The 15,294-nt window shown below is 67.2% G+C and carries 16 protein-coding genes; 5 read left to right on the forward strand and 11 right to left on the reverse strand.

Annotated elements, in window-relative coordinates; all coding sequences use genetic code 11:
- Positions 1–100 precede the first annotated feature (100 nt).
- Entirely contained in the window at positions 101–1,360 is a 1,260-nt protein-coding gene (locus tag FQU96_RS31165; protein ID WP_146545290.1) for an MFS transporter, read from the forward strand.
- On the opposite strand, the gene FQU96_RS31170 is transcribed toward FQU96_RS31165, so the two are convergent.
- Positions 1,361–1,720 carry a cupin domain-containing protein gene (locus FQU96_RS31170; protein WP_146545291.1) on the reverse strand — a complete coding sequence of 120 codons (360 nt, stop codon included), beginning with the start codon at positions 1,718–1,720 and terminating at the stop codon, positions 1,361–1,363.
- A gap of 149 nt (positions 1,721–1,869) precedes the next feature.
- Between FQU96_RS31170 and FQU96_RS31175 the strand changes: the two genes are divergently transcribed.
- Positions 1,870–2,109, forward strand: coding sequence for a hypothetical protein (locus tag FQU96_RS31175; RefSeq protein ID WP_146545292.1), 240 nt, complete (start codon positions 1,870–1,872; stop codon positions 2,107–2,109).
- A gap of 4 nt (positions 2,110–2,113) precedes the next feature.
- Here FQU96_RS31175 and FQU96_RS31180 read toward each other — a convergent pair whose 3' ends face one another.
- From FQU96_RS31180 to FQU96_RS31205, 6 genes are all read right to left on the reverse strand, one after another.
- Entirely contained in the window at positions 2,114–3,256 is a 1,143-nt protein-coding gene (locus tag FQU96_RS31180; RefSeq protein ID WP_146545293.1) for a nicotinate phosphoribosyltransferase, read from the reverse strand.
- Between the two features lie 43 nt (positions 3,257–3,299).
- Entirely contained in the window at positions 3,300–4,742 is a 1,443-nt protein-coding gene (locus FQU96_RS31185; protein WP_146545294.1) for a class II 3-deoxy-7-phosphoheptulonate synthase, read from the reverse strand.
- A 140-nt stretch (positions 4,743–4,882) separates the two neighbouring features.
- Positions 4,883–5,833 carry an alpha/beta hydrolase gene (locus FQU96_RS31190; protein WP_146545295.1) on the reverse strand — a complete coding sequence of 317 codons (951 nt, stop codon included), beginning with the start codon at positions 5,831–5,833 and terminating at the stop codon, positions 4,883–4,885.
- A 106-nt stretch (positions 5,834–5,939) separates the two neighbouring features.
- Positions 5,940–7,025: an AraC family transcriptional regulator ligand-binding domain-containing protein gene (locus FQU96_RS31195; protein WP_146545296.1), complete on the reverse strand. Its 1,086-nt coding sequence runs from the start codon at positions 7,023–7,025 to the stop codon at positions 5,940–5,942.
- A 21-nt stretch (positions 7,026–7,046) separates the two neighbouring features.
- The gene (locus tag FQU96_RS31200) at positions 7,047–7,841 is read right to left on the reverse strand and encodes an alpha/beta fold hydrolase (protein ID WP_146545297.1); all 795 of its coding nucleotides are present in this window, start codon (positions 7,839–7,841) and stop codon (positions 7,047–7,049) included.
- A gap of 4 nt (positions 7,842–7,845) precedes the next feature.
- Positions 7,846–9,141, reverse strand: a complete 1,296-nt coding sequence (locus FQU96_RS31205; RefSeq protein WP_146545298.1) for an O-acetylhomoserine aminocarboxypropyltransferase — start codon at positions 9,139–9,141, stop codon at positions 7,846–7,848.
- Between the two features lie 142 nt (positions 9,142–9,283).
- Here FQU96_RS31205 and FQU96_RS31210 point away from each other — a divergent pair, with 142 nt between their 5' ends.
- Positions 9,284–9,856 carry a hypothetical protein gene (locus tag FQU96_RS31210; protein ID WP_146545299.1) on the forward strand — a complete coding sequence of 191 codons (573 nt, stop codon included), beginning with the start codon at positions 9,284–9,286 and terminating at the stop codon, positions 9,854–9,856.
- Between the two features lie 67 nt (positions 9,857–9,923).
- Here FQU96_RS31210 and FQU96_RS31215 read toward each other — a convergent pair whose 3' ends face one another.
- Genes FQU96_RS31215 through FQU96_RS31225 form a run of 3 tightly spaced genes read right to left on the reverse strand, consistent with a single transcriptional unit; the run spans position 9,924 to position 11,728 of the window.
- Positions 9,924–10,694, reverse strand: a complete 771-nt coding sequence (locus FQU96_RS31215; RefSeq protein ID WP_146545300.1) for a CVNH domain-containing protein — start codon at positions 10,692–10,694, stop codon at positions 9,924–9,926.
- A 41-nt stretch (positions 10,695–10,735) separates the two neighbouring features.
- On the reverse strand, positions 10,736–11,521 hold the full coding sequence (locus tag FQU96_RS31220) for a 3-hydroxybutyrate dehydrogenase (protein ID WP_146545301.1): 786 nt from the start codon (positions 11,519–11,521) through the stop codon (positions 10,736–10,738).
- Between the two features lie 15 nt (positions 11,522–11,536).
- A complete protein-coding gene (locus tag FQU96_RS31225) occupies positions 11,537–11,728 on the reverse strand; it encodes a DUF1192 domain-containing protein (RefSeq protein WP_146545302.1) in 192 nt (63 codons plus the stop codon).
- 101 nt (positions 11,729–11,829) lie between these two features.
- On the opposite strand from FQU96_RS31225, the gene FQU96_RS31230 reads away from it, so the two are divergent.
- On the forward strand, positions 11,830–12,828 hold the full coding sequence (locus tag FQU96_RS31230; RefSeq protein WP_218574948.1) for an NAD(P)H-quinone oxidoreductase: 999 nt from the start codon (positions 11,830–11,832) through the stop codon (positions 12,826–12,828).
- A 156-nt stretch (positions 12,829–12,984) separates the two neighbouring features.
- Here FQU96_RS31230 and FQU96_RS31235 read toward each other — a convergent pair whose 3' ends face one another.
- Complete coding sequence (locus tag FQU96_RS31235) at positions 12,985–14,193, reverse strand: acyl-CoA dehydrogenase family protein (protein WP_146545303.1); 1,209 nt, start codon at positions 14,191–14,193, stop codon at positions 12,985–12,987.
- A gap of 136 nt (positions 14,194–14,329) precedes the next feature.
- Here FQU96_RS31235 and FQU96_RS31240 point away from each other — a divergent pair, with 136 nt between their 5' ends.
- On the forward strand, positions 14,330–15,256 hold the full coding sequence (locus FQU96_RS31240; RefSeq protein WP_178130811.1) for a DUF1194 domain-containing protein: 927 nt from the start codon (positions 14,330–14,332) through the stop codon (positions 15,254–15,256).
- Positions 15,257–15,294 lie beyond the last annotated feature (38 nt).

Here is a 15,294-nt window from a genome sequence, read left to right on the forward strand (position 1 = left end):
GTGCCGCGGACAGGCGCACAATCGATATTCCCTGCACGCAATCGTGAAGGCTACCCCCACGCTTTCATCTCCGGCGACGGCGCGATAGGAAGGGCTGTCGATGTCCGTTCTTCCACCCGCTGAACCATCCCCGGCGCCGCCGGCCAGCGCCCTCGCGCTGCCGACGTTCCGGCTCTTCCTGGGGGCGTCGACCGCAGCGTCCTTTGCCGGTCGATCGCTGGCCGTGGTCATCGGCTTCCAGGTCTATCAGTTGACCCGCGATCCATTGGCGCTGGGTCTGCTCGGCCTGGTCGAGGCGATACCGGCCCTGTCGTTGGCCTTGTTCGGCGGTTACGTGGCCGACCAGTACAATCGCCGGACCATCACGCTGATCACGCGCTTCATGTCGATGCTGTGCGCACTGGCGCTCGCCATCGTGTCGCTGCCGGGTGCGGCAACCAGTGTCTGGGCGCTCTACGCCGTGATCTTCGTGGCCGGCATCGCGCGCGGTTTCGCCGAACCGGCATTCTCCGGCTTCGAGGCGCAGGTCGTGCCGCGCCTGCAGGCCGTCAACGCCGGTGTCTGGCTCAGCAGCGCCAGCGCAACCGCCGCCGTGCTCGGTCCGGCCGCAGCCGGATTCGCCTACGATGGCCTCGGTCCGGTCATCACGTATGCCGTCATCAGCGCGCTCTATGGGCTGTGCTGGCTGGCGATCCTCGCCCTGCCGCAACCACCGACCGTGCGCACCGGCGCGCGCGATCCGGTATGGCAGAGCATCGGCGAGGGCGTGCGTTTCGTTTTCAGCAGCCAGGTCTTCCTGGCGGCCATCGCGCTCGACCTGTTTGCCGTATTGTTCGGCGGCGCCATGGCACTGATGCCCGTGTTCGCCCTCGATCTGCTGCAGGTCGGTGCGACCGGGCTCGGCTTCCTGAATGCGGCGCCGGCGGTCGGCGCGCTTGCCGTCATGCTGTGGTCGACCCGGCGGCCGCCCGTCGCCAAGGCCGGCCGCAACCTGATGCTGGCCGTGGCCGGCTTCGGCGTCACCATGATCGTGTTCGGGCTGTCGCAGAACTTCTATCTGTCGCTGGTGGCGCTGATGTTCAGCGGTGCCTTCGACGGGATCAGCGTCGTGATCCGCCGCGCCATCCTGCGCCTGCTGTCGCCCGATCACATGCGCGGCCGCATCGCGGCCGTGAACGCCGTCTTCATCGGCTCGTCCAACGAGATCGGCGCCCTGGAGAGCGGCGTGGCGGCCAGCCTCCTGGGTGCACGGCCCGCCGTGTGGCTGGGCGGGATCGTCACCCTGCTGGTCGTCGCGACGTCAGCCTGGCGCGCGCCCGAGCTGCGTCGGCTGGCGCTCAGCGCCTATACCCGCCCTTGATCACGCCGGCGCCGCGCCGCCCTGGCGCGTGAGCGGCACGTAGTCGTACTCGCCGAGGCCCTGCAGGACCAGGAAGGTCGCCGACACCGAGCCGTCGTTGACCACGAGGTGCGGCCGGCCGGCGCGCGCGGTGTAGGTCTCGCCGGGACCAAGGCGAACATCCTCCTTGGGCTCCTGCAGGAAGACGCGGATGCGGCCGTCCAGCACATAGAACGTGTCGGCGACGTTGGTGTGATAGTGCCACGGCACCTTCTGCGTCGGGCTGATCTGCAGCTCGCTGATCCGGAACCCCGGGCGTTCGGCATGACGCGCGCGGCGTTCGACTTCATAGAGGTGACTGGCGTCCTTTACAGCGGCCATGGCAATGTCTCCTCGTCTGCTGATCTTTCGCAGCGGCTCGCAACAAATCACTTGAGGCACTGCTGATGCAACGCAGGACTCGTGCTCAAGCAACGTTGCTGTTGTCGCTGATCGTAGCAGGACCGGCAGCGGCGGACCATCGGTCTACGATGGAAGCCCTGACCAAGGACCTGCCGGCAGACGCCAAGGCGCTCGTGTACCGAATTGTCGACTGCAATCACTGGCTCGGCGAGGAGCCCTACGACGCGGAGCGCAGGAAAGAGATCGAACGCGCCATCGCCGAGCTCGGCTGCAGCAGGCTTGATCGCGATGAAGCAGCCTTGCGTCAGCGCTATGCCAACCGCCAGCGCGTGATCGAGGCCTTCGATCGCGCCCATAAGGTGGAGTGACGAACTACAGCGCCGGCGTCTTCACCGAACGGTTGCGATGCAGGAACTCGCGGCCAACCTTGACCCGCGGCACGCCGTCATACTCCACGATATCGGCCGTGGCGTAGGTCTCGGTCCAGTTGGACGGCAGGAACGAACCCGATCCGACAACGTCGATCGGCGCGCCGGCTTCGGCCATGACACGACACTTGGCTGGCCCGAATCCGGACGAAGCGACGATGCGGACTTTGTCGAAGCCGGCGGCATCGAGCTTCTCGCGCACGTGGAACAGCGCGGCGGCCGACACACCGGTACCGACCAGATGACGCAGCTCCTCCTCGGTGCGGTACCCGCGAATCGATTCGGGCGCATGCCGCTCCATCACGGCATAGGATGCCTGCGGGTCGAGGCCTTCAACATAGCGGCCGCCGGTGGTGTCGAGACGGATCGAGAGCTGGCCGGATGACGCCAGCTCGGGGAAGCGCCGGGCGACGGCCAGCGAATCCGCCACTTCCTTGGCGAAGAAGTCGACCAGCACGGTCATCGGCTCGCCGGGGAATGTCTCGTGATACATCTCGGCCGCGCGCAAGGTCGAGCCGGCGTAGCCGATCAGCGCGTGCGGCATGGTGCCCATGCCCTGGTCGCGGCCGAAGAAATGCGCCGTCGAATGCGTGGCGTTGCCGATGAAGCCGATGGCGTCGAGCTTGCGCTTGGCACGGCCTGAGCCGACCGACGCGGCGTAGGCCATCATTTCCGCCATCTCGGCACCGGCGCAGTGGCGGGCGTCCATGGCGAGGAATGCCGTCTTGGGCATCTCGGCGCACATGGTGTAGGCGTTATAGGCGGCGACGCAGGCCGGGCCGAGCTTCTGCAGGAAGATCGTTTCGAGGTCGACCAGGTGATAGAACGAGCCGGTGATGTACATGATCGGCTCGCCGGCGCCGACCCATTTGCCCTCGGGGTAGCGCAGGTCGACCTCGACCTTGGCGCCCCGCGCCGTGGTCAGTTCCTGCAGCCAGTCGAGCGCCAACCGTGGTGCGCACACCACGGGCCGCCGCATGAAGATGGCATAGGTGACGGTGCAGTCGCCGAACTTGCCGATCACGCCCTTCGTGCGATTGAAGTAGTGATCGGTGTAGCGCGAAACGTCCGGATCTGCCGGATGCATCGTGCCCTCCTCCCCTGCAATGATGGTCTGGCGTCGGCGCGTGTCACTTCCCCGACGTGCTGCTCCGCTCGCGTGCAACACGCTCGGCCTTCAGCCCCTCGGCCAGCAGGAACGCCAGTTCCAGCGCCTGGCTGGCGTTGAGCCTGGGATCGCACTGCGTCTCGTAGCGCGCCGTCAGCCCGTCGACGGTGATGTCGACGGCACCGCCCACGCACTCGGTGACCTCCTGGCCGGTCAGCTCGAAATGCACGCCGCCGGGATGCGTGCCCTCGGCGCGGTGGGCTTCGAAGAACGCCCGTACCTCGCGCAGGATTGCATCGAAGTAGCGGGTCTTCAGCCCGTTGGCCGCCTTCACCGTGTTGCCGTGCATGGGATCGCACGACCACACGACCTTGCGGCCTTCGCGATGAACCGCGCGCAGCAGCGCCGGCAGCTTGGCCGCCAGCGTGTCGGCACCCATGCGGGTGATGATCGTGATGCGGCCGGACTCGTTCTTCGGGTTCAGCACGTCGAGCAGGCGCATCAGGTCATCGGCCGACATGTCGGGGCCGGCCTTGAACCCGAGCGGGTTCTTCACGCCGCGCAGGAACTCGACATGGGCGCCGTCCGGCTGCCGCGTGCGCTCGCCGATCCATAGCATGTGCGCGCTGCAGTCGTACCAGTCGCCGCTGGTCGAATCGACGCGGGTCAGCGCCTGCTCGTAGGGCAGCAACAGCGCCTCGTGGCTGGTGAAGAAATCGGTCTCGGCGATCTGCGGCGTCGTGGCCGAGGTCAGACCACACGCGGCCATGAAGGTCAGCGTCTCGTCGAGTCGATTGGCAAGATCGGCGTAGCGCGCCGCCGCCGGCGAGGTGGCGACGAAATCGAGATTCCAGCGGTGCACCTCGTGCAGGTCGGCATAACCGCCCTGGGCGAAGGCGCGCAGCAGGTTAAGCGTCGCGGCCGACTGGTTGTAGGCCTGCACCATGCGCTCCGGGTCCGGCCGGCGCGCCTCGGGCGTGAATTCGAAACCGTTGACGTTGTCGCCGCGGTAGCTCGGCAGTTCGACGCCGCCGATCGCCTCGGTATCGGACGAGCGCGGCTTGGCGAACTGGCCGGCGATGCGGCCCAACTTCACCACCGGCATGCCGGCGCCGTAGGTCAGCACCACCGCCATCTGCAGCAGCACCCGGAACATGTCGCGGATGTTGTTGGCGGAGAAATCGACGAAGCTCTCGGCGCAATCGCCGCCCTGCAGCAGGAAGGCGTTGCCGTCCGCGACCCGCGCCAACGCCGTCTTCAGGCGCCGCGCCTCGCCGGCGAAAACCAGCGGCGGATAGCGGCGCAGCCGGGCCTCGGCGGCTTCCAGAGCCGTCTGGTCCTCATAGATCGGCATCTGCCGGGCTGGAAAATGGCGCCACGAGTCCGGTGACCACGCAAACGACGCCACGCCCGCCGGCCGGGTTTCGGTCGGTTTGCGCTGCGACGCAGCCTGAATCACGCTCATGTCAGCCTCTCCTCATCGCCGCCCCCCGGGCGGCTCGTCCTTGAACCGCCCGGTTCTACGCTTTTTCCACAGAGTCTGCCAAGCGCCGGGATGCCGTCAGGTGAGCGGAAGACCCGCGCCCGATGCCACCGGCCAATTTCTCACAGCGATTGCAGTGATTGTCCTCGGCTGAAGTCGGCGATCTCCTGCAGTGCCTGGGATGCGTCGGGGAGTTGGCCCAGGAACACGTGCCAGACATGCGGCAGCCCGGGCCAGACGCTCAGCGACACCCGCACATCAGCCTCCTCAAGACGTTGGGCAAACCGCCTGGAATCGGCCAGGAGGTACTCGCTGCCGCTGACCTGGATGAGGGTCGGCGGAAAGCGCTTGAGCACCGCGTGGGGTGCGCGCACCGGTGAAACCCTGGGGTCCGCCAGCGGGACGGCGCCGCCCGTATACATGCCATAGGCACCGGCGACGTTTTCGGCCGTGACGACGGGATCGTCGCGGCCGACCCGCTGCGCATCGGCCGCGCCATCGAGCACGCCCGCGATCAGGACCAGACGATCCGGCACACGCGCGCCGCTTGTCACCGCCTGCAGGCACGTGGCCGCCGCCAGGTTGCCGCCGGAACTGTCGCCGGCCAGGGTCAGCGACAGCGCATCCTGCGCCCCATCGGGGCCATGGCTGGCCGCCCACGCGAGGGCCGCACTGCAGTCGTCCAGCCCGGCGGGGAACACGTGCTCGGGTGCCAGGCGGTAGTCCACCACCAGAACCGCCGCGCCGCTGCGCCGCGCCAGCTCGGCCGCCAGGGCGCGATAGGCATCCGGCCCGCCGGCGGCCCAGCCGCCGCCATGGACGTAGACGATGCGACGGCGGCTCGAGCCGCCGGCGGCGACGACCCATTCGGCCGGCACGCCACCCGCCAACACCGGTGTGACGCGCACGCCGGTCAGCGCCGGCGGCGTGCCGATGTCGCCATAGTGGTTCATCGCCCGCCGCAGGATCGTCAGGAAATCTTCCGACGGCGTGGTGGGCGTGAACAGATTGGCCAGATGCTGGAATACCGCGTCGACGTCGGAACGACGGGACGGTGTGGACACGGAAGTCATGCGCTTGTCTCCGCTATCGACCCGTGGCGGGTCTCATAAGCGGACCGTGCGCAAACCGGGACCGGTCGAGAAGGACCGAACCGGCCCCCTGACGGGGACGCTTTCGCTACTGGTGGTCCAGCAAGGAGGCGATATGGCGGATCTGTCGATGCACCGCCGGGCTCGGGCCGGCCATGGATACCGGGACCCCGTCCGTCGCCCGGATTTCACGCGGCGTCTTGCCGGTGGCGGCCTTGAGGAAACGGCGGAAGCTGCGCGCGTCGGCATAACCGAGATCGGCGGCCACGGCTTCGACGCTGGCCCCGTCGGCGCGCAACAGCGCGACACCGGCGTCGGCCAGCGCCTGGCGGCGGATCTGGCGGAAGCCGCCCAGCCGCCGGCGCAAGGCTTGCGGGCTGAGGCCCTCCTGCCGCGCCAACCGGTCCAGCCGCAGCGCGGATACCGTGGCCTGCGCCAGCGTCGGCGCAGCAGCATCGCCTTCGGCGAACCGCAGCCACGGCCTCAGGCAGGCCCAGTGCGCTTCGCCGTCGGCTTGGCCGATTCGTCGCGTTGCCAACACGGCCTTGGGAAAACGCAAGGCGGCCACCGCGCCGTGGCGGACGGGTGCTTTCGCAGCCCAGTGGCGCGCGCCGAGGTTCATGTGCGCAGGGTCGCGCGTCTGCACATCGATGAGCGGTAGCGGCCTGCCGATGAAGTGACTGCAGCACACGAACAGCCAGCTGAGTGCGATGTCCTCCAGGATGAGCGATCCCGACTCGGTCTTGGCTTCGGCCCGGAACGTCAGGGTCGCGATATCCCCGGTGGCGCCTGTTTCGACGCGCACGATGGACGTCTCCAGACTGTACAGCTTGGCGACGGCATCAAGGGCAGCCTCCAGGGTCGAACACCCCAGCATGACCCGCAGCGACAGGGCGCTGTAGCTGCATTGCAGGCGCCGGGCGCCGAATCCGTGCGCGGCATCGTCGATCGCCATCGCCGTATTCATGCACAAGAGCAGATGCTGCGCCGGCGATACCCGGTCACGATCATCGCCGTAGTACAGGTCGATCAGGCTCCGGCTGAAGAGCTGGTCGCGCGACACGCCTTGCGCCTCGGCGCCGGCGCACAGCCGCATCAGCCAGCTGAGCGGTACACCCTCGACGCCCACATCCCCGGTGCGAACGTCGCTCCCGCTTTCATAAGCGTATGCCATCGTCGACCTCGCGGTCTGGTATCAGGCCACGGCCTTCAGCGCGTCGAGCGTCTCGTCCGGGCGCTCGACCATCATGAAATGCCCGCAGGCTTTCAGGGTCGTCATGCGGCTGCCGGCAATCGCGGCGGCCAGGGGCTTGCATTTGGCCACCGGCGTCATCTGGTCGCCGTCGCCGCAGACGAAGACGGCCGGACACGCCACCTGTGCGGCGCGCGCCGGCGCGTCCTTGTAGACGTTGCAGGCGGCGAGATCGTTGTGAATCACGCCGGGTGCCGCCTTGTCGAGCACGGCCAGCGACTCGCGGGTCAGCCACAGGCCGGGACTGACCATGCCGCCGATCTGAAGCGCCCGGCCCAGTCCCCAGAACGTCATCAGCTCGCGCACCTTGCTGGTGCCGGCCTTGGCCGACTCCAGCATCTCCGGATGCACCGGCATTTCGCCGGCGATGCCGCACAGGCCCAGCGCCCGGATGCGGTCGGGATAACGACCGGCGACATCGAGCGACACGAGGCCGCCCATAGAATGACCCACCAGCGCGGCCTGGCGGACACCGGCGGCATCGAGCAAGCGGATCACCCAGTCTGCCATCGCCGCGATGCTGGGCAGTGGTGGCCCGCCGGAGCGACCATGGCCCGGTAGATCGACGGCCAGGACCGAGCGGCCATGATTGGCGAACCAGCGCGTCTGCAGGCGCCACGTAGTGCGGTCGAAACCGGCGCCGTGCAGGAACACCACGACCGGCTTGGCAGGATCGAAATCGACGCCGCCGGTGGTGGCAAACACGTCGTGGCCGTCGACAGTGAATGTGGTGGTCATCGGTTCAACCCTTGTGTGCGGCGCGCAGTGCTGGAGTGAGGTCATCGATCAGGTCATCGACATCCTCCAGCCCCACCGACAGGCGCACCATGCCTTCGCCGATGCCGGTGGCGGCCAGCTGCTCGGCCGTCAGCTGCGCATGCGTGGTGGAGGCCGGGTGGATCACCAGCGATTTCGCGTCACCGACATTGGCCAGATGCGAGAACAGTCGCAGTCGCTCGATGAAGCGCTTGCCGGCCTCGCGGCCACCCTTGAGATCGAACGCGAAGATCGAGCCGCTGCCGCGCGGCAGCAGCTTCTTGGCAAGGTCGTGGTCAGGGTGGTTGGGCAGATCGGGATGGTGCACGCGCTCGACGGCGGGGTTGGTCGACAGGAACGCCGCCACCGCCTGGGCATTGGCGACGTGCTGGCGTATCCGCAGCGGCAAGGTCTCCAGGCCCTGGAGCAGGTAGAAGGCGTTCTGCGGCGACAGCGCCGGACCGAAATCGCGCAGGCCCTCGGTGCGCGCCCGCATGATGAAGGCTTGCGGGCCGAACTCGGCGAAGAAATCGATGCCGTGATAGCCGGCGTAGGGCTCGGTCAAGGTCGGGAACTTGCCCGATGCGCGCCAGTCGAAGCGGCCGGCATCGACCAGCACGCCGGCAATGGCGATGCCATGGCCGCCGATGAACTTGGTGGCCGAGTGCATCACGATGTCGGCGCCGTGCTCCAGCGGATTGCACAGCAATGGCGAGGCGAAGGTGTTGTCGATCATCAGCGGCAACCCGGCATCGTGTGCGATCTGCGCCACGGCCGGCAGGTCGAGCACCTCGCCGCCGGGGTTGCCGATGGTCTCGCCAAACACCAGGCGCGTCTCGGGCCGAATCGCCTTGCGCATGCCGTCGAGATCGCGCGGGTCCACGAACGTCGTCGTGATGCCGAAGCGCGGCAGGGTGAGCCCCAGCATGTTGCGGCTGCCGCCATAGAGCGAGGCCGAGGCGACGATGTGGCCGCCCTGTCCCATCAGGGTGGCGATGCCGATGTGCAATGCCGCCTGGCCGCTGGCCACCGCCAGGGCGCCGGTGCCCTTCTCCAGCGCCGCGACGCGTTCCTCCAGAACCGCCACCGTGGGGTTCGAGATACGGGAGTAGATATGGCCGCCGACCTCGAGGTTGAACAGGCTGGCCGCATGCTCGACGTCGCGAAAGACATAGCTGGTGGTCTGATAGATCGGCACGGCGCGGGCGCCGGTCACCGGGTCGGGCTGCTGACCGGCGTGCAGCGCCAGCGTGTCGAACTTCAGGAATTTAGCATCCGGCATTATACTGCTCCGCATTCCGCGAACGGAAACCCGACCGCCGGTGCGAGACTAGGTCGGCGCGCGCGCAAAGACAAAGGCGGCGGCAAGGCCCATTCCACAAAGGGCCACCCGGTCCGCATCGGACAAGAACCGGAGGGCCCCCATGCGATTTCCCCTGAGACTCGGAGTCCGGCTGGCCATCGCGGCAATCGCCGGCATTGCAGCGCCGGCGTTCGCCAGCGACGACCGGCCCGTTGCCGACGACGCGGCCGGTCCGCCGCCCGTGACACGCCTGATCTGCACGCCCAAGGCGCTGGGCCTGGTGTGCTCGACGACCAACATCCGCGCCGCCGTCACGGCCGGCGTCGCCGGCCGTTCCCAGACCCTGACGGCGGCGCCCTATCAGCCCTATGTTCCGCCGCGCGGCCATGCGCTGGCCGGCTTCGACGTCGACCTGACGCTCTATGCCAACCGCAGCGAAGGTGGACGTGTGTTCCTGATGGTCGATATCGGCGGCGATGCCCACGTCTTCGACCTGACCAGCCAGATCGAGCCCGGCCAGGGCGGCATCCGCACCGTGCGCTTCAGCACCGACGGCGCCATGCTGGCCGACACCGAGGGCGGCGCCAGCCGACTGCCGATCCACCTGCTGCTGACGGCACAGACGCGCACCGCCGCCGACAGCGCGCGGCTGGATGTCATCGAGATCGAGATGCGGCCGCGGTCAGGCGGGTGATATCAAGCATCCGTGAAAGCGCCCTGCGAGCGCGGGCGAGACGCCCGCGCTCCCAGGCCATATGCCGTTAACGGCAGCGCAGGTAGGCGCCTTCGTTGAAGATATTGGAGCCGCGCGGGCAGGTGCGCAGGTCAATCGACGCATCGCGCATCTGGCCGTTCTCCTTCGGGCAGCTCGCCATCAGCAGATAGCCGTCGACGATCCGCTCGTTGCGGCATTCGCGGCGATACGGGCCCGGCGGCAGGCTGTAGCGCGCATGCTGGTCGCGGTCGCGCCAGCCATCATCACGCCCACCCTGCCAACTCGGCCTGTCGCCGCACTTCAAGTAGGCGCCGTCGTTGTAGACCGCCGACCCGCGCGGGCAGGTGCGCAAATCCAAGGACGCGTCGCGCATGTCGCCATCACGCTTGGGGCATGTCGCCCGCAGCAGATAGCCGCCTTCGACGCGCTCATTGCGGCATTCCTGGCGATAGGATCCCGGCGGCAAGCCGTAGCCATGGCGATCGTTATTGCCGGTATTATACCCGCCGCCACCGCCGCACTTCAGATAGGCACCATCGTTGTAGACGGCCGATCCACGCGGACAGGTCCGCATATCCAACGATGCATCGCGCATCGCGCCGTCGCGCTTCGGGCAGGTCGCGCGCAGCAGGTAACCGCCCTCGATACGCTCGTTGCGGCATTCCTGCCGGTACGGACCGGGCGGCAAGTCGTAGGAATCCCGTGCCAGCGCCTCCCCGCTGCCCAGGGCCGCGCCAGCCAACGCCGCCACAAGCACCCAACGCTTTATTGAGAGACGGGACATCACATCCTCCCTGACAGATGCCTGACTTATCATTTTCTCTGAATTAAGTCTGAAGCGCGGCAGCTTCTCGGATTCTACTGGGCAGTCCAGCCGCCGTCGCTGACCAGCTGGGTACCCTGCATGTTGGCCGCCGCAGGTGAGCACAGGAACACGGCCATCGCCGCCAGTTGTTCGGGCGTCGTGAATTGCAGCTGCGGCTGCTTCTCGCCCAGCAGGGCGTTGCGCGCCTGCTCGACGCTGATCTTCTGTTCCGCCGCACGCGCCTCGATCTGCTTCTGCACCAGCGGCGTGAGCACCCAGCCCGGGCAGATGGCATTGCACGTCACGCCGGTATTGGCGCATTCGATCGCCACCGATTTCGTCAGGCCGATGACTCCATGCTTGGCCGCCACGTAGGCCGTCTTCTCGCCCGAGGCCACCAGCCCGTGCGTCGATGCAATGTTGATGATGCGGCCCCAGCCCGCTTTCTTCATCAACGGCAGCGCCGCGCGGATGGTGTGAAAGCTGCTCGACAGGTTGATGGCGATGATCGCGTCCCAGCGATCGACGGGAAAGTTTTCGACCGGCGCCACGTGCTGGATGCCGGCATTGTTGACCACCACGTCAACCGAGCCCAGCGTTTCGGCCGTCTTCGCCACCAGATCGGCAATCTCCGCCGGCTTGCTCATATCGGCTGGATGGTAGCCCACCTTGCCGGAACCGCCGGCGCCGATCTCCCGGCGAATCTGCTCGATCGCCGCCGCATCGCCGAAACCGTTCAGCATCACGTTGGCGCCCTCGGCCGCCAGCGCGCGGGCAATGCCCAGACCGATGCCGCTGGTCGAGCCGGTCACAATGGCGGTCTTGTTGGCAAGCGTCATCGACTTGATCTCCACTCAGGACTTCTTGAAAAACATCTGTGCCGCGGCGGCATGCGCCTGCTTGGCCTTGATCTTCACCTCGACCCGCCCGATCTCGGCCTTCAGCTCGGCAATGTAATCGCCCAACTCCTCGACCGACATGGGATCGAGATTTTTCGGCTGTGGCTTCTTGGTGCGGGGGTCCAGTTCATCATCGTCACGCGCCATGGCTCTCCTCCGACCGATCGGATGGCGGATCGATGGACGGTCCGCCCGGCCCCGGCTATAGCAGGCGTCCATCGTCCCCGAAACCCTCAGCGGAGAGCCGCATGAGCGCCCTGCCCCCGACCATGACCTGCATTGAAATCAGCACGCCCGGTGGCCCCGACGTGCTGAAACCGGCGACCCGCCCGCTGCCCGTGCCGCATGAGGGCGAAGTGCTGATCAAGGTCGCGGTTGCCGGCGTCAACCGGCCCGACCTCGCGCAACGGGCCGGCACCTACCCGCCGCCGCCGGATGCCTCGGACCTGCCGGGCCTGGAATGCGCCGGCACGATCGCAGCCCTGGGTGCCGGGGTCACGGGGTGGAAGGTCGGCGATGCCGTCTGCGCCCTGACGCCGGGCGGCGCCTACGCCGAGTATTGCCGCGTGCCGGAGCCGCAGTGCCTGCCGGTGCCCAGCGGCTTCGACATGATCCAGGCCGCGGCGCTGCCCGAGACCTACTTCACCGTCTGGCACAATCTCTTCGAGCGCGGCCGTCTGTCGGCTGGCGAAACCGTGTTGATCCATGGCGGCGCCAGCGGCATCGGCACGACGGCCATCCTGCTCGCCAAGGCACTGGGCGCCACGGTGCTGACGACGGTGCGCAACGCCGAGAAAGCCGCGGCCGTCACCAAGCTCGGCGCCGACCACGCCATCCTCTACAAGGACAACGACTGGGTCGCCGAGGCCAAGCGCCTCACCAACGGCGCCGGGGTCGACGTCGTGCTGGACATGGTCGCCGGCGACTACATCGCCAAGGACCTGCAGCTGCTGCGAGCGGAGGGCCGGCTGGTGATCATCGCGGTGCAGGGCGGTGCCAGCGCCACCATCAATGCCGCGGTGGTCATGATGAACCGCATCAGCATCACCGGCTCGACCATGCGGCCGCAGAGCATCGCCAACAAGGGCCGCATGGCGGCTGGCCTGCGCGAGAAGGTCTGGCCGCTGCTCGACAAGGGCATCATCAAGCCGGTGATCTTCAAGACCTTCCCGATGGCCAACGCCGCCGCCGCCCACGCCGAGCTCGAGCGCGCCGACCACGTCGGCAAGATCATGCTGGCGCTGTAGTTTGATCTCCTCTCCCGCTGCGCGGGAGAGGAAGGGGCCATCGCGAAGCGATGGGAAGGTGAGGGCCCAAGGACTTGGCGCCTCGTGTGTATCCCCTCACCCGATGAGCGCTACGCGCTCATCGACCTCTCCCGCTTGCGGGAGAGGTAAAGACGCTCACAAACCCAGCACTGCCTTGGCGATGATGTTGCGCTGGACCTCGTTGGAACCGGCGTAGATCGTGGCGGCGCGGTTGTTGAGGAAGAGCGGCACGGCGGTGATGCCGTAGTCGGGTGTCACCGTCGGTTCGTTCCAGCCCAAGGTGCGCGCTTCCGGCTCGTACGGTGTCGCATAGTACGCCAGCGCCTCGACGCCCAGGCCGTCGAGCTTCTGCAAGGTCTCCGAGCCGCGGATCTTCATGGCCGACGATATCGCGCCGGGGTTCTTGCCGCGGCTGAGGTCGCTCAGGACCTGAAGCTCGATCATCTCCAGCGCCTGGATCTCGATCTCCATCGCCGCCAGCCGCTCGGCGAAGTCGCGCGCTTCGATCAGGCGCGCGCTGTCGTCGGCGCGTTCCTCGCGTGCGATCCGACGCACATCCTCGAGGCGCGCATACAGATTGGGCGTATAGGCCTCGCCGCCACGTTCGAACTCGAGCAGGTGCTTGGCCACCGTCCAGCCGGCATTCTCCGGCCCCAGGCGGTTGGCCTTGGGCACCCGCACGTTGTCGAAGAAGACCTGGTTCACCTCGTGATCGCCGGCCAAGGTGATGATCGGCTGTATGGTGAGCCCCGGCGTCTTGATGTCGTCGATCAGCAGGAACGTGATGCCTTCCTGCGGCTTGCCCTCGTTCGACGTGCGCACCAGGCAGAACATGCGATTGGCGTGGTGTGCGAACGTGGTCCAGATCTTGGTGCCGTTGATCACATAATCGTCACCGTCCGAATCGGCGCGCGTCTTCAGGGATGCCAGGTCCGAGCCCGATCCCGGCTCGGAATAGCCCTGGCAAAAGACGATGTCGCCCGACACGATGCCCGGCAGATACTTCGCCTTCTGCTCGGGCGTACCGAACTTCATGACCACCGGGCCGACCATGCGCACACCCATGTTGAAGACGCGCGGCGCGTCGACGGCCGTGCATTCGCGCGCAAAGATATAGCGCTGCGTTGCCGTCCAACCGGGGCCGCCATACTCCTTGGGCCACGTCGTGGCCGACCAGCCGCGCTTGGCCAGGATGCGATGCCAGCGAAAGCCGGCCTCGATTTCGGCAAACACGCCGCCGGTGCGCGCCCCGGCCTGTCGCAGATCGGGGGTCAGGTTGTCGCGCAGGAATGCGCGCACGTCGTCCTGGAAGGCGCGGTCCTCGGGGCCAAGCGACAGGTCCATGGTATTTCCTCTCCGGCAAGCTCGTTTGTCACAGCATATGAACAGCAGTTCATACCTGTCGAGCGCGTCGCGCGCTGGACAGCCCAGTGCGAAGGGCTATGCTTCCGCCTGTCGATGCGACACCTGGAGGCCACCGATGGTCATCAGTCGCGTACGCTTTCCCCGCTTCAGATGGCGACAGGCACTCCTATCGGGTGCTGCCCTGCTCGGCCTCTCCTTTGGCCCTGATGCCGTGGCGCAGGAAGCCAAGGAAGTCGATCTGGCACTGGTCCTGGCGGTGGACATCTCCGGCAGCATCGATCCCGACGAAGCCGAGCTGCAACGCCAGGGTTACGTCAAGGCCTTCACTGATCCGCAGATCAGGAAGGCGATTCTGGGCGGCTACAACGGCCGGATCGCGGTCACCTATTTCGAGTGGTCCGATGCGTGGCGCCAGCAGCTTCTGATCGACTGGACTCTCCTCGATAGCGAGGCCGCCATCGAAACCTTCGCCAAGCGCCTGGGCGAAGTGCCGATCACCGTGTTGACCCGGACGTCGATCAGTGGCGCCATCCGCTACGCCATCCCGTTGTTCGAGCGCATGCCGTACACGACAGAGCGCATGGTGCTGGACATCTCCGGCGACGGCGCCAACAACGACGGCGAGTTGATCACCACGGCCCGCGACGAGGCGTTGGCGCGGCGGATCACCATCAACGGCCTGCCGATCATGAACGGCCGCCCCAACAAGTACGGCTTCCCGCCGGATCCCGATCTCGATCGCTACTACGAAGGCTGCGTCATCGGCGGCCCGCGCTCCTTCCTCGTCGTTGCCACCAGCTTCAACGAGTTCCACGAGGCCGTGCGCAAGAAGCTGCTGCAGGAGATCGCCAACATCACGCCCGACGGCAAGGTCCGCGCCAGCGACGTGCCGCAGCGCCGCCAGGGCGTCTCGGGCGAACGCCAGGTGGCGCAGGCCATGGAAGGCTCGATGCCGGCGCCCGGCAAGCGGCCCTATGCGCTGGGCTGCGACATCGGCGAACGGCGTTCGCGCGAATTCTGGCAACGACGGTTCCAACAGTAGCGTTCTCTCATCTCCCCGCGCAGGCGTGGAGATGAGCA

The organism is Reyranella sp. CPCC 100927, from assembly GCF_007859315.1.
Classification (GTDB): domain Bacteria; phylum Pseudomonadota; class Alphaproteobacteria; order Reyranellales; family Reyranellaceae; genus Vineibacter.

Excerpts from the sequence above, each read along its gene's own strand:
- FQU96_RS31240 (WP_178130811.1), top strand. The coding sequence starts at position 14,330 with ATGGTCATCAGTCGCGTACGCTTTCCCCGCTTCAGATGGCGACAGGCA.
- FQU96_RS31185 (WP_146545294.1), bottom strand. The coding sequence starts at position 4,742 with ATGAGCGTGATTCAGGCTGCGTCGCAGCGCAAACCGACCGAAACCCGG.
- FQU96_RS31165 (WP_146545290.1), top strand. The coding sequence starts at position 101 with ATGTCCGTTCTTCCACCCGCTGAACCATCCCCGGCGCCGCCGGCCAGC.
- FQU96_RS31205 (WP_146545298.1), bottom strand. The coding sequence starts at position 9,141 with ATGCCGGATGCTAAATTCCTGAAGTTCGACACGCTGGCGCTGCACGCC.
- FQU96_RS31190 (WP_146545295.1), bottom strand. The coding sequence starts at position 5,833 with ATGACTTCCGTGTCCACACCGTCCCGTCGTTCCGACGTCGACGCGGTA.
- FQU96_RS31210 (WP_146545299.1), top strand. The coding sequence starts at position 9,284 with ATGCGATTTCCCCTGAGACTCGGAGTCCGGCTGGCCATCGCGGCAATC.
- FQU96_RS31180 (WP_146545293.1), bottom strand. The coding sequence starts at position 3,256 with ATGCATCCGGCAGATCCGGACGTTTCGCGCTACACCGATCACTACTTC.
- FQU96_RS31170 (WP_146545291.1), bottom strand. The coding sequence starts at position 1,720 with ATGGCCGCTGTAAAGGACGCCAGTCACCTCTATGAAGTCGAACGCCGC.
- FQU96_RS31220 (WP_146545301.1), bottom strand. The coding sequence starts at position 11,521 with ATGACGCTTGCCAACAAGACCGCCATTGTGACCGGCTCGACCAGCGGC.
- FQU96_RS31175 (WP_146545292.1), top strand. The coding sequence starts at position 1,870 with ATGGAAGCCCTGACCAAGGACCTGCCGGCAGACGCCAAGGCGCTCGTG.
- FQU96_RS31225 (WP_146545302.1), bottom strand. The coding sequence starts at position 11,728 with ATGGCGCGTGACGATGATGAACTGGACCCCCGCACCAAGAAGCCACAG.
- FQU96_RS31215 (WP_146545300.1), bottom strand. The coding sequence starts at position 10,694 with ATGATAAGTCAGGCATCTGTCAGGGAGGATGTGATGTCCCGTCTCTCA.
- FQU96_RS31200 (WP_146545297.1), bottom strand. The coding sequence starts at position 7,841 with ATGACCACCACATTCACTGTCGACGGCCACGACGTGTTTGCCACCACC.
- FQU96_RS31230 (WP_218574948.1), top strand. The coding sequence starts at position 11,830 with ATGAGCGCCCTGCCCCCGACCATGACCTGCATTGAAATCAGCACGCCC.
- FQU96_RS31195 (WP_146545296.1), bottom strand. The coding sequence starts at position 7,025 with ATGGCATACGCTTATGAAAGCGGGAGCGACGTTCGCACCGGGGATGTG.
- FQU96_RS31235 (WP_146545303.1), bottom strand. The coding sequence starts at position 14,193 with ATGGACCTGTCGCTTGGCCCCGAGGACCGCGCCTTCCAGGACGACGTG.